The sequence below is a fragment of the Bradyrhizobium sp. RT6a genome (genome assembly GCF_040547675.1).
GTDB lineage: Bacteria > Pseudomonadota > Alphaproteobacteria > Rhizobiales > Xanthobacteraceae > Bradyrhizobium.
Genome location: NZ_JBEPQC010000022.1, coordinates 1 through 12,248 on the forward strand (window position 1 = coordinate 1; position 12,248 = coordinate 12,248).

Sequence of the window (12,248 nt, forward strand, 5' to 3'; positions counted from 1 at the left end):
GCTGAGCGCGCATTGAGATGCATCGCCTTGGGAAGGCGCAACTGGACCTTCGCCGGCAGCCAGCATGGTGCCGACCGTGCCGCCATCATGCTGACAATGATCACGACCTGTCGTCTCAACGACGTCGATCCCAAGGCCTGGCTCGCCGACATCCTCGCCCGTATCGCCGATCTTCGCGCGTCGCGCCTGCACGAACTGCCGCCCTGGGAATGGAAGCTCCTGGGTCAAACCGACAAGCCCGCCGGTCAGCAGGCCGCCTGACCTTCACCTAACCGATCATAGGGCTCGCTGTGCCCGCGCGCATGCGTCAATCAGGCGGCCTTCGTCGGACTAACTGACGGCGGCCGTGTACAGCCCTCGGCTGCTGCCGGATGATCGGACGCCCTAGGCAAGATGCCGACCATCGCCAGCGCCTGAACGCGAACGCCCAGGCGCCCAGGAGCGCCGCTGCTTAGGGTATCGACGCCTGCACGTGCTTCTCAAAGGAGGGATGTAGCTTGCGGCGGCCATACCGATGTGCGCCCGGATTCCCCAGCCTTGCGCGTGCGGTTCAGGAGAGCTTGAAGCGGGATCCGCGCGCTGGTGATCTCGCCGTGGCGACCGTATCAAGATTATTTGGCATGACGGCCATGAACAGACGATCCGCCATGGCCAGGCGGCGGCACATGTGGTCTGCGATGGGCTGAAGATGGAAGCAGGCGCGGCCGGACCAGTTGCCCATTGTCGCCCGATCAAGCCGGATGCTCTGGCGCGCATAGATCTCGGCCTGACGGTAAAAAGGCGTATGGTCGCCAAACTTGGAGACGATCACGTGCGCGATGGCCGCTTCGGTCGGCAGCCCGCCGGGCACGACGTGCTCCGGTGCGTGCGCCTGCACGACGGGGCCCGAGCAGCGGCGACAGATATATTTCGGGCGGCGCGTGACCAACACCCGCCATTGCGCTGGGATCACATCGAGGCGTTTGCTGATGTCCTCGCCAATCTTCGTCATGGCGCCGCAACCGCACGGACAGAGCGTGCTCGCAGGCTCGATGATCCGTTCCACTCGCGGCAAATGGGCAGGCAAGCAACCGCGACTGCGATGAGAACCTTGATCCGGCGCGCTCCGCGACCGACCCTGGATCACCGCCTCGGCTCTTTCCTGCGCGGCGTCCAGGATGCCTTGTGCGGTCTCCACGTCTTCGAGCGGCAAATGATATGATCTGGTCGTAGCTTCTCGGACTTTGCGCCGAACTTGTCGCGTCGCAATTCGCCGAGAATGACCTCCAGCCGACGCCGCGCTTCCTCCGACGCCGCCAATGCCCCCTGATGCTCGCTCAAGGTCGCTTGCGTCTGCGCCAAAAGCGCTTTCAGTTTTTCATTTTCGTCGCGCAGCGCCGCGATGCTCATGGGCTATTTCGAGCACATCGGCGCCGCACGGGCCACGGTCAAAATAGCTTCCGAGCCATTCTGCCGCAGTTATCCCGCCGTCTGCGGGCGCCGCGCTTCCTCCGGTCGGACCAACCTCCAATCCAGCCCCTCGAACAAGGCCGCGAACATCGCTGGCGATATGCGCATCACGCCGTCCGTGATCGTTGGCCAAACGAACTTGCAACCTTCGAGGCGTTTGTGCACCAACACCAGGCCCGTTCGATCCCAGACCAGAATCTTGATCCGATCCGCTCGTTTCGATCGGAACACGAAGGCTGCGCAACGGGTCGAGACGAAGCATCTGCTGCACCTTCGCCGCAAGCCCATCGTGGCCACAGCGGAAGTCGATCGGCCGCGTTGCAACGTAAATCTTCAGATCAGCTCCGGCCGCGATCATCGTGATGCTCGCAGCACGCGGATCACCCGGGACAGCTGCTCGGCATCAATGGCCGTATCCGTCCGCAGCACGATATCACCGATCGCGATCTCAAGCTTGATTGCCGGAGCCTGACGCTCCTCCAACGCACCTCCCACCACGAGCGGCGCGAATGTCGCTTGCGACGCCTCGCACGCCGGCAACAGGCCTCGCTGTCGAAAGCGCCGTCGCCAGTCGTAGATCTGCCAGCGCGTCGCTCCATACTTGCGTGCCACCTCGGACACCTGGGCACCAGGTAACAAGGTCTCGGCGACGATCCGAGCTCTCTCCGCTTCCGAACGCACACGGCGCCCGACGGCCCTTCAAGAACCTCCAGCCGGCTCACTGCCCCTGCCGATGAGCCGTCTAAATGGAGGTCCTTTTGCTTTCCAATCCCATCCCGACCTCCGTCCAAGCCGGAGGCTTCTCGCACAGCTATCCAGATCCCGAAGCAAGGGTTCCGGCTAAGCGCTTACGACGTGCTGGCCCGCCTGCCGGATCATCCTGCCAGGCGCATCCACGACCTGGTACCCTGGAATTGGCGAGCTCAGAATGTCGCTCACGCCGCATAAGCGCGGTCAGCCATCCCCTCAAGACGACCTAACCAGGGGCCGTCACCGCACGCGTCTCTCAGGGCGAAAGCGAAATGGCTAAGCGACTCGAGCACGATCGGGTGCGTTCATGTATACGGGCTCTTAGGCTAGTGTGACCGATGCGATGACCGCTGGGCGCGCCGGAGGCATTGGCCCTGAAGACGTCGCATACGGCACCGCTCGACCGGAATGACGCGCATTTCAGCCGGCTGGCTCCGTTTCATTCGCACTCATTCGAACTCTGATTTGCTCTCGATCAGATCGCATTGTTCTTGTCGGCCCAGCTAATTACATCGACAGCCTAAACGTGGATCATCTCAGAGGATAGGGCTTCCCGGTTATTTCGACGACTGCTTGCAAGATGCTATCGCACAGCCGTTCTATGTCGCTGGCCTCATGTTCGGATGTAATAGATACCCTAATTCCGCCTATCCCGTTCTCTAGCCTTGGAAATAGGGTACCTGACGTATAGAACCCGCTGTCGAGAAGACATCGGGCGACCCCAATCGCATTTTCCTTTTCTCCTATAGTGATCGTTCTAATCGGAAGTAATTTGCCTCGCTCGGCCGTGTCGAGGCGCCGGTCAAAGAGGTCGATGCGTTGCGCCAGTCGCTGCTGCCGCTCGCGCAATTCTGCCGAGATATGAATTTTGCACGAGCCAAGTGCCGCGCCAACCGCCGCCAGATTAGGACACTCTGAAAGTCCATCGATAGTTAAGAACCGGCGAAACAAAGCCTCGTGCTCGCTTGTTCCGACCATCAATAGGCCGCCATGTGCACCGAATCCCTCGGAAAGCGAGGCCGCTATGCTTGTTCGATGGCCGAGCACTTGCGGAAACTGAGAGCGAGCAAGCCCTTCGCCTTTTCGTCCAAAGATCGATATACCGTGGGCATCGTTGATATGGAGAAACAGCCCATAGCGTTCTTGAAGCCGACGCAGTTCAGCTAGCCGCGAATAGCCTCCTTGCGAGTAAATATCATCGCATAGATATGCCACTGACGGATTCTCGCGGCACAATCGTTCAAGAGCGTCGAGGTCATTGTGGACAATCGTTTCCACGCGGGCTTCACCAGCGATGATCGGCCTGTAACAGACCAAAGAGCCGTGCGCCAAGCAATCGAACACGACAACCGGCCTTCTTCCGCCTGTCAGTCGGCCCGAAGCAAGGATGCGCATCGCTCCTAAATTGGCAAGCAGGAGACTGGAGGAAAGTATGGCGTGCGCACAAAATGTCTGGGATAGGGTGTCCTCGAGTTGTTCAAGAAGGTCCAGACGGAGATGCGGTCGGTCGCTGGACCCATGTACTGACTTTTGCGCCTCAATTGCGTCGATCGCCCCAGCGACAACCAACGGATGGCGGTCGAGCCCCAGGTAAGAGCGTCGCACGAAATCAATTGTCTGCTGAGGAGCGTGCGACCCCCTATCGAAAGTAATCGGGCGTGTACTCGCATAACGTCCATCGACGGCGATGAGATCTGCTGTATGGGCGGCGTCAAAAGACTGCATGCCGTGTCCGGGCATACATGCTCTGTTCGGAAAGAGCTCTCTCATGTGGGCTCCTTTGGATGATGCCTTGTTCAGTTTTCATTCTGATCCACCAAAACCGTGCAGCCGTCTGTGCCGCACGAGACTCAGGGACGTCTGGCCGAATGAATTGTCGTGCGACACATGCGGACAGTGAATCAACTAAACCACCGCCGGCCTGCCCTGGACAGCTACTAGATCAGACGGTTCCTGCCAGGCAATCATGCCAGGATGTCGAGATGATGAGCATCCGTTGGACCCTCGGCGGCTGGGCGCCGTCGCATGTGAGTACTCACACAGAAGTCGAGGCTTGATATCGGCGCCGCGGCGGTAAGTCGTGAGTCGGTGAACACCTGAACCCCCAGGTCATAGACTCAGACCACCCGCCCTCGATCCCCATCCCGCTGACGATGTCGTGGAGCAAATATCATCTGGCCGAGTCTTTGTCACCTGGGCCATGGTGGCGACGAGATGTACCTTGTTTGACGTGCGTGAGGCATGCCGGACGCCTGGACGAATCCCTCCCTGGAATTGGACGCCGGGATCAGCAATCTCTGCGCGATCGTGCTTCCCATCGAATGTCGTCGAGCGCCCGTCGAGACAACTTCCAGCCGAATGAGCGGGCATAGCGGTATGGTCAGGCATAAGTCTACTGATTCAATCCACTACACAGCACAAAGGGAGCCTTCGCCGGAGTGAGACCGCACATCTAGCTTGCGTTCGAAATCCATGACGAAGTCGCGCGCATAGTGTAAGGTCACGACGTCCGACGAAGCCGGCCATGCATTCCAATTCGAAGCCGGCCGGGTATTCCGATCTGAAGCCGGCCACCCGTGGCGTCGTTCGCATGGGTCAATTTCATGATGTCGTTGAGGGCTGGGAAGGTCAAGAGACCGGTTGATCCGTTTGCTTCTGCTTTCTGAGGCTCTCTCCTTTGAGTTCGATGCGGTAGGCATTGTGGACGAGGCGATCGAGGATCGCGTCGGCGATGGTGGGGTTTCCGATGATTTCGTACCAGCGATCGACGGGCAGCTGGCTGGTGACGATAATCGAGCGGGATTCGTATCGGTCCTCGACGATTTCGAGCAAATCACGGCGTTGGTCGGCGTCGAGAGGTTCTGGTCCCCAGTCGTCCAGGATCAGCAGATCGAGTCGTGCGATAGCGCGCAGCATCTTGGTGTAACGGCCATCGGCGCGGCCGAGTGCGAGCGCGGCGAAGAGACGCGGTACACGATGGTAGGCAACTGAGAAGTCGTCTCGGCAAGCCTTGTTGCCAAGGGCGCAAGCGAGCCAGCTCTTGCCGACGCCGCACGGTCCGGTAACAAGGAGATTATGTCGTGCCCGGATCCAGTCGCCGGCGGCGAGTTTTAGAAAGAGCGCGCGGTCGAGGCCGCGGATAGCGCGGTAATCGACATCCTCGACGCAGGCGGCATGGCGCAGCTTGGCGGCTCGAGCTCTGGTTTCGAACCGCTTTTGCTGGCGCAGCGTTTTCTCGTGTTCGAGGAGCAACGCCAACCATTCAGCGTGTTCGAGGCTGCGCGCTTCGGACTGGGCATCGAGGTCCTTGAAGCCTTTGGCCATACCGTGGAGACCGAGGCTATGCAGCAGGTCGAGGGTGGGATGGGTGAGCATGCTGGGTAATCCTTTCAATGGAAGTAACCGGGGCCGCGCAGATTGGGATATTCGATGATCGCGTCCTCGGTGTCGTGAGAACCGCGTTCGAGCTTGTTGGCGATGATGGAGGCGATGCTCTTGTAGGTCAGCGCGCGGACCGCAACCGCGCGGGCCGCGATCAGCTCGGCGCGTTCGGGATCAATATCCTTGAACAGCCGAAGCATGCCCAGGCAGGTCCGGAATCCCTGTTCGGGATGAGGCCGATTGGCCAGGATGGCGAGGACGAGCCCCTCGGTGTTGGTCCCGATTGACCGCCCCCAACGCCGGAATCGATCGGGAGTCCACTCGGCATAACGCCGATGCGCACTGGGCATGTGATCGGGGTCAGTGCCGTGCCGACGGCCACCATAACGGCGCTGGTGAGCCGCAACACGCAAACCCCGATGGAACAACTCGATGGTCCGGGTGGTGGCGCGCACGTCGACCTGCTCCCGGATCAGGCCGTGTGGAACTGAGTAGAAGAAGCCGTCGACCTCGACGTGATAATCGAGCGAGACGCGGGCCAAGAGCCATTCCGCGAACTGATAGTCGGCATCCGGCAACGGCGCCAGGACAGGCCTCTCGACGGTCTCGAACAATTGTCGGCGGCTGACGCCAATCCGGCGCATGACGTGCGCGTTGATGCGCTCCAGCGCGGCGGCGATTGCCGCGTTCGCCTCGGCCAGGGAGAAGAAGGTCTGCCGGCGAAGTCGCCCGAGGATATAGGTCTGGGCAAAACGCACTCCAGCCTCCACTTTTGCCTTATCCCGGGGCTTTCTTGGCCGTGCCGGAAGGATGCCCACGCCGTAATGGGACGCCATCATCCCGTAGCTGCGATTGATTTCAGGGTCGTAGAATGAGGCCCGGTGCACGCCGGACTTCAGATTGTCAGGGACGACAAGCCGCGGCACCCCGCCAAAAAACCGGAACATGCGGACATGGGCCTCGATCCAGTCCGCCAGTGTCTGCGTCCAGCTCGCCTCGGCGTAGGTGTAATTGGAGGCGCCAAGCACGGCGACGAAGATCTCCGCTTCACGCACGACCCCGGTTGCACGATCGACGATCATGATCTTCTTGCCGGAGTAATCGACAATAAATCGCAAACCGGCTGTAGCCATATCCTTCCGGGTGGACCGCCCGGTACTCCTCCCACAGCACCATCAGATTGACGCCAGGCCGCTTCAGCTCACAGGCCAGCGAGGCCCAATCCGGCTCAGTTCGCCGGCGGAAGCCGCGCCTGACGCCGGCATGGGCAAACAGACGTTGTTCAAGAACGGCGTCGGTCAGATCGCCCGCCAAAGGCCACGCCAGCCCGGCAGTCGAGGCACGCTTGAGATTGTCCTGAATGGTGCTGCGCGCCACGCCGAGCGTGCGCCCGATCTCCCGGGCGCTCACCCCATCACGGGCAAGCCGCAGCATCTGTCGTATCTGTCGCATGGTCAGTTCTCTCTTGGCCGGCATCCGCTTCCCCCGTTGATCGACGAGGGACTTTGATGCCTGAGGGACTGACCCAAACGAAAACGCCGACTTCCAAAACCCCGGCCGGCTTCAAATCGGAACGGTGGCCGGCTTCAAGTCGGAATACCCGGCCGGAATAAATCGGAATCCGCAACGTGGCCGCTGCATCATCGTTTCCCGAAGAGGTGGACGCGTTTAAGCGCGTTTTTAGCTCTATCTTGATCGCTGAGATATTCGAGGCGGAATGGAGCCGGGTTCGATTGCAGAAGCCGCGGACTAAGGCGAAGAGATCGCGCGGGTCCACGGCGCAGGTCTGACAGTGATGATGAACGAACTCTGCGTTCAGTGTGTGGAAGACGCTCATCATCGTGGCATCGCCGAAGCAGTTGACCATGTCGTTCCAAGACACGAGACAACGCCGGTAAGATGGGCGAACAAAACACCGAGTTACGTTCATGATCGTAAGAGCGCACTTCATCACAACGAACTCCTCGCGAAGTGAGCAGTGATTAACTCGGAAACTGTGCCAGAGCGGTCTACCCCAGAAGCACACTGCAAGTCGTACAGCCCTCCCGGATTTACGAGATTTATTTCGATGATGTAAGGATAGGCAATGTCGATCCCTGCGAAGTTGATTCCGTGAGCCATCAGTTTTCGGCCGACCGACTCGGCTAGCTCAATTTCATCTTGATGCAGATCCGTCGGAACAGGTTTTCCTCCGAGCACTATGTTCGACCTGTGATCGTCTGGATGCCCGATCCGGCCGTGCCAGGCGGCCGCCTGTCCGCAAGCAACGATGATACGTTTTTCGCCGTGGACCACTTCGGGAATATACTGCTGAAGAACCGTATACTCGGCTTTGAAGCCGCCTAGCTCGCCATAGCTATCTTTGTGCGCAGTGGTATTGCCGGTAAGGCATTGCAGGATTGCTCGGACATTTGGTCCCTTTGGGGTAAGTAAAAAGACGTTTTGCCCACAGGTGGAATTTGGCGGCTTAGCTACCCACCACTGATCTGAAGTTTCCTGGTAGCGATCCCATAGCAGCGAAAAGTCGTTCGATATGTACGAAAGAGCTCTGTTCGCCTTCGGCACGACGTGGCCCAGTGCATGTTTTGGAGTAAGGAACACCAGACCTTCGACGCTGTTAACGAACGACGTGGTCTGAGAAGCCAGCCAAAGCATTTGCCAAATGTCAAGGGATACACGATCCTGAGGATGGCCCATGACCCAGACTAATTGGCATTCGTCGAGAAAATAGGTAGTTCGAGTTCCTCCTGCCGCGCAGCCGGGATGATAAGGCTCGGCGTTTTCAGGCACTAGGACTCCGTTTGTGGAAAAACGATAATCGTCTGCCGAAATGGAATTCAACTCGCCGAAAATTACTTCCCATCCCAACCGGCGAAACGCGTTGCTGATCGGGGCGTCGTTCTCGCCTAAACAGTTGAGGGTGTTGGTGAGTATCAGCAGTCTCATTACATTCTCCTAAAGCTGAATCGGTATCTGAGTTCCACATCGCGTAGGCAGCTCGACTATCAAAATTCAAGCACCGCGGCGGTTTGCAGCCCACCCAGCCTGGACTCGGCTATTGGCCCAGTGCTGCATCAGGCAGATAGCAACGCGCATGCCAAGGTTAGGTTGGTTTCTAGTAGGGGACTGAGTTCGTCCGAAAAGGTGGCGGTCTATCGAGACGGGCAGGAGGCTCAGATCGGACAAGGTTCGTGCCGCTGTCGGGGGCAGGACAAGGATTGTAGAGTTGAGTGGACACAAAATGCCCGCGGCCGCGCGCTTGGACGCTTCGCCCGGTATGGAGCCGCAGGCGCAACAGCGTTGTCGATCGAATCACAACGGCGTGCAAGGAAACGCATCTCCGCAAAGAGAAGCGCATCTCGCGTCGGCAGTGCTATCCGGTATCCGTGCCCGCCGGCATAGATTTGTACGGCGCAGGGCGGTTGCAGCCCTTGAGCTGTGGTGGACACAACGTTCGGTCGGTGCACTTGGAAAGTCTGCTTGGCTGGTTAGCCGGACGAGGGCCGACATCATCGCAATTGCTTCCACAGCCATACATCATTGTGCCATTCACCTCGAATACGTGAAATTTCGCGCAACGTTGCGACACGTCGAAACTCGAACAAATTGAAGTTTTTGATTGCTCCGACATTTCTTTCAAGGGTGCGGCCCAACAGCGCACGCAGTCCAAACGTTTTGGCGGTCTCAATCAAGTGCGTAAGCATCAGCCTTCCAATCCCCATTCCCCGGTGTTTTTCATCAACGTAACACGAAACTTCGGAGAGTTCCGTATACTCAGGGCGCATCGAAAGCGTATTTAGGGAACACCACCCGATTACTTTCCTGGCGTCATGTTCATAAACGAAGGCTGCATAGGGATCTTGATGCTCCTCAAGCCAAGCCAACCGTTCGGTGCGAGTATCAGGCGACACTCGACTAACGGCAAAGACGCCTGGTGCCATCGCTTGATTGTAGATTGCGGCGATGTCTTCAGCATCCGAACATTTCGCGCGTCGAATCATAGCTCGTCCGATCTGTTTGATGGCGCGTTGCAGGCTTGAGCGTGCCATGCAGGCTACTAGCCTCTGTCGAACGCGTCCCATCATTGGTTTGGTTGGGCAGTTGGACGTCCGATTTCACCCCTGCAAGGAGCGAGCGGAATCGGATTACCTACGTTCAACAATGCGGGTATTAGAACTCTACACAAGCCACAAGCTCTGGTAGGTTTCGGAACGTCCGTTACGCGTTAGCCTCGGTGTTGAGGGACTCGGGGGGCGTTTACATTGCCATCGCTTTCTGAACATTAACTGCAGCATGTTGCTTCAGTTCACTGCACAGGAGAGCTGCCGCGAGGGCGCATAAAGCGCAGCAATCCTGGGCTGGCCGATCAGGACTTATGGCGAAAGCGGCGATTGGAAGCCGTAGAGAACTCGGGCGGCGTTGCGTGGGTCACCTACGGGTGAAATGCTGTTATCCAAATAATTCGCCGGTCAAAGAAAAGTCGGAGTCAGAGTTCGGGGCGCTTCCTCTTTAGAGGAGCATCTGGTGTTTCGCCGCGTCTGATCCCGATGTTACACGAATGAGGGCTTCAAATGTGGTACGAACTGCGCCGGCTGCAAACAGGTGATCTACCCGAAGTAACGGACATCTATAATGCCGCGTGCCGGGACAGGGAATCGACGCAGGGAACACGTCCTTGGAGCGTTGCAGAAATGAATCAGTTTCTATTCGCGCTTCGTCCCTCATTCGTGTCCTACACGTGTATCAGCAAAGGTGGCGTGGTCGGATGGGCAGCACTTACTCCGCACCATATCAATGAAGGGGTCCGGCAGACGGCGGAAATGTCGCTCTTTGTTCAAGGGGCGTTTCGTCGTAAAGGAGTCGGATCCGCGCTCGCACATGCTGTTCTGAGTCAACAAAGTACAGCCAATCTACATTGCATCTTGGCGATGACATTTGCTGATGCGCCGAACGTTATTTCTTTTGCACAGCGAAGATGTAGCCTTTCAGTTGCCGGATGCCTCCCAGGGGCGTTTTCCGACAAGGGCAATAACTACGACATTCTAGTTCTGCAAAGACTTATAGTGCCGTGAACTCCATCGAGTATAAATTGGTGTGTCTAGTGGAGCGACTCTAACGCTTGTTTCCCGCGTTTGACAGCGGCGAGGACGCGCTTTGGATCGGCGGTCCATACGAAGGGTTTGGGGTCGGCGTTTGTCTCGGCCACGAATCGGTTGATGGCGACTTGCAGGTCAACGACGGATCGGAACACGCCTCGCTTGAGGCGACGGCGCGTGAGCTTGGCGAAGAAGCCTTCGACCGCATTGAGCCAGGATGCAGAGGTCGGGGTGAAGTGGAACGTCCCACGAGGATGCCGGGCCAGCCATTGGCGTACCCCCGGATGCTTGTGGGTCGCATAGTTGTCGACGATGGCGTGGATTACTTTCCCTGCCGGGACCTGCTCCTCGATCGTGTTGAGGAAGCGAATGAACTCCTGGTGGCGATGGCGCTGCATGTTGCGGCCGATGACGGTGCCGTCGAGGATGTTGAGGGCAGCGAACAGCGTGGTGGTGCCGTGACGTTTGTAGTCGTGGGTCATCGTGCCGGCACGGCCAGGCTTCATCGGCAACCCTGGCTGGGTGCGGTCGAGCGCCTGAATCTGGCTCTTTTCGTCGACCGAGAGGACGACCGCATGGGCGGGAGGGTCGACATAGAGGCCGACGACGTCTTTGAGCTTCTCGGCGAACTTCGGGTCGTTCGATAGCTTGAACGTGCGAATGCGATGCGGCGCGAGTTGGTGGGCTTCGAGGATGCGCTGCACCGAACGCAGGCTCACCCCTGTGGCTTTCGCTAGCATCCGGCCGGTCCAGTGGGTTGTTTCTCCCGGCGGCGGCCCGAGCGCCAGGTCGACCACACTCTGCACGGTGCCGGTCGAAAGCGGCGGCTTGCCGGGCTTGCGCGTCTTGTCGCGCGTCAGCCCTTCGACGCCCTCTGCCATGAACCGGGCCTGCCATCGCCACACCACGGGCTTGGATTTGCCGGAGCGGCGCATGATCTCGGCGGTGCCACAGCCGTCGGCAGTGCCAAGAATGATGTTGGCCCGCCACACATGTTTCTGAGGCGCGCTGCGATCCGAGACGATCGCCTCAAGTCGATGGCGGTCCGCCCGGGTGACCTTTACGATAATTCCTGCTCTCATGCCGAGAGTTTGAACTGCTTCGGTCGATTTGGGAATCGTCCGAATGAATCAGACCACTAGCAGCGTAGAGTGAACTCCCGCGGACGTGGGCTATTCGAAAATGTGACGTGGGAAGGTGAGAGATGTCGGGCCGTGCGACTGGCTTCCCCGCAAGAATTATCCCGAGTTCGCCTGAGTCATTTAAATTGAGAAGATAGTTGGCGGGATAATTGGCATAGCGTCATGCCAAATCGTGGCCGGGTGGCGGTACGGGCGACCAAAGCCAGTCGAACTGGAGTTGTGGTCGCCCACCATGTAGTCGGGATGCCAGTTTCCGAGCGCGACAATGGGTAGGCGAGGGCGGGTCCGTCCGACTGCGGCTCTAGGTTTTACCATCATGCGGCTGCGCCTGATGCGTAAGCGTCGTTTTCAGGCCACAGCTTTGAGGTCTTGACGTCGATAGGCCCACGGAAGCAGCTGGTCGATCTCGCTGTTCGGATGGCTATTGACG

The 12,248-nt window shown here is 58.7% G+C and carries 12 protein-coding genes and 1 pseudogene; 2 read left to right on the top strand and 11 right to left on the bottom strand.

The features are described from left to right. Positions 1-261: transposase domain-containing protein (locus ABIC03_RS38995; RefSeq protein ID WP_354066201.1), on the top strand; the 261-nt coding region annotated here is incomplete at its 5' end. Positions 262-550: 289 nt separating this feature from the next. On the opposite strand, the gene ABIC03_RS39410 is transcribed toward ABIC03_RS38995, so the two are convergent. The 10 genes and pseudogenes from ABIC03_RS39410 to ABIC03_RS39040 all read right to left on the bottom strand — a co-directional run bounded on the left by ABIC03_RS39410 (position 551) and on the right by ABIC03_RS39040 (position 9,629). Beyond that, positions 551-991, bottom strand: a complete 441-nt coding sequence (locus ABIC03_RS39410; protein WP_502917369.1) for a transposase — start codon at positions 989-991, stop codon at positions 551-553. Between the two features lie 131 nt (positions 992-1,122). Further along, a complete protein-coding gene (locus tag ABIC03_RS39415) occupies positions 1,123-1,389 on the bottom strand; it encodes a hypothetical protein (protein ID WP_502917370.1) in 267 nt (88 codons plus the stop codon). Continuing rightward, on the bottom strand, positions 1,358-1,807 hold the full coding sequence (gene tnpB, locus ABIC03_RS39005; RefSeq protein ID WP_502917371.1) for an IS66 family insertion sequence element accessory protein TnpB: 450 nt from the start codon (positions 1,805-1,807) through the stop codon (positions 1,358-1,360). Before tnpB ends, ABIC03_RS39415 begins: the two co-directional genes overlap by 32 nt. After that, positions 1,804-2,130 carry a transposase gene (locus ABIC03_RS39010; RefSeq protein WP_354066203.1) on the bottom strand — a complete coding sequence of 109 codons (327 nt, stop codon included), beginning with the start codon at positions 2,128-2,130 and terminating at the stop codon, positions 1,804-1,806. Before ABIC03_RS39010 ends, tnpB begins: the two co-directional genes overlap by 4 nt. 600 nt (positions 2,131-2,730) lie before the next feature. Beyond that, complete coding sequence (locus tag ABIC03_RS39015; RefSeq protein ID WP_354066205.1) at positions 2,731-3,924, bottom strand: aminotransferase class I/II-fold pyridoxal phosphate-dependent enzyme; 1,194 nt, start codon at positions 3,922-3,924, stop codon at positions 2,731-2,733. A gap of 903 nt (positions 3,925-4,827) precedes the next feature. Further along, on the bottom strand, positions 4,828-5,574 hold the full coding sequence (gene istB / locus ABIC03_RS39020) for an IS21-like element helper ATPase IstB (protein ID WP_354066207.1): 747 nt from the start codon (positions 5,572-5,574) through the stop codon (positions 4,828-4,830). Positions 5,575-5,588: 14 nt separating this feature from the next. After that, a pseudogene (gene istA, locus ABIC03_RS39025) lies at positions 5,589-7,032 on the bottom strand (IS21 family transposase). After that, positions 6,995-7,462, bottom strand: a complete 468-nt coding sequence (locus ABIC03_RS39030; RefSeq protein ID WP_354066209.1) for a hypothetical protein — start codon at positions 7,460-7,462, stop codon at positions 6,995-6,997. Before ABIC03_RS39030 ends, istA begins: the two are co-directional and overlap by 38 nt. Before the next feature lie 68 nt (positions 7,463-7,530). Further along, entirely contained in the window at positions 7,531-8,526 is a 996-nt protein-coding gene (locus tag ABIC03_RS39035; protein WP_354066211.1) for an ATP-grasp domain-containing protein, read from the bottom strand. A 563-nt stretch (positions 8,527-9,089) separates the two neighbouring features. Beyond that, complete coding sequence (locus ABIC03_RS39040; RefSeq protein ID WP_354066213.1) at positions 9,090-9,629, bottom strand: GNAT family N-acetyltransferase; 540 nt, start codon at positions 9,627-9,629, stop codon at positions 9,090-9,092. A 522-nt stretch (positions 9,630-10,151) separates the two neighbouring features. On the opposite strand from ABIC03_RS39040, the gene ABIC03_RS39045 reads away from it, so the two are divergent. Then, positions 10,152-10,652, top strand: a complete 501-nt coding sequence (locus ABIC03_RS39045; RefSeq protein ID WP_354066215.1) for a GNAT family N-acetyltransferase — start codon at positions 10,152-10,154, stop codon at positions 10,650-10,652. A gap of 26 nt (positions 10,653-10,678) precedes the next feature. Here ABIC03_RS39045 and ABIC03_RS39050 read toward each other — a convergent pair whose 3' ends face one another. After that, positions 10,679-11,758 carry an IS630 family transposase gene (locus tag ABIC03_RS39050; RefSeq protein WP_354066217.1) on the bottom strand — a complete coding sequence of 360 codons (1,080 nt, stop codon included), beginning with the start codon at positions 11,756-11,758 and terminating at the stop codon, positions 10,679-10,681. Between the last annotated feature and the right edge of the window lie 490 nt (positions 11,759-12,248).

Coding starts and splice junctions, on each gene's coding strand:
- ABIC03_RS39410 (WP_502917369.1), bottom strand. CDS start 991: ATGACGAAGATTGGCGAGGACATCAGCAAACGCCTCGATGTGATCCCA.
- ABIC03_RS39415 (WP_502917370.1), bottom strand. CDS start 1,389: ATGAGCATCGCGGCGCTGCGCGACGAAAATGAAAAACTGAAAGCGCTT.
- tnpB (WP_502917371.1), bottom strand. CDS start 1,807: ATGATCGCGGCCGGAGCTGATCTGAAGATTTACGTTGCAACGCGGCCG.
- ABIC03_RS39015 (WP_354066205.1), bottom strand. CDS start 3,924: ATGCAGTCTTTTGACGCCGCCCATACAGCAGATCTCATCGCCGTCGAT.
- istB (WP_354066207.1), bottom strand. CDS start 5,574: ATGCTCACCCATCCCACCCTCGACCTGCTGCATAGCCTCGGTCTCCAC.
- ABIC03_RS39035 (WP_354066211.1), bottom strand. CDS start 8,526: ATGAGACTGCTGATACTCACCAACACCCTCAACTGTTTAGGCGAGAAC.
- ABIC03_RS39040 (WP_354066213.1), bottom strand. CDS start 9,629: ATGGCACGCTCAAGCCTGCAACGCGCCATCAAACAGATCGGACGAGCT.
- ABIC03_RS39045 (WP_354066215.1), top strand. CDS start 10,152: ATGTGGTACGAACTGCGCCGGCTGCAAACAGGTGATCTACCCGAAGTA.
- ABIC03_RS39050 (WP_354066217.1), bottom strand. CDS start 11,758: ATGAGAGCAGGAATTATCGTAAAGGTCACCCGGGCGGACCGCCATCGA.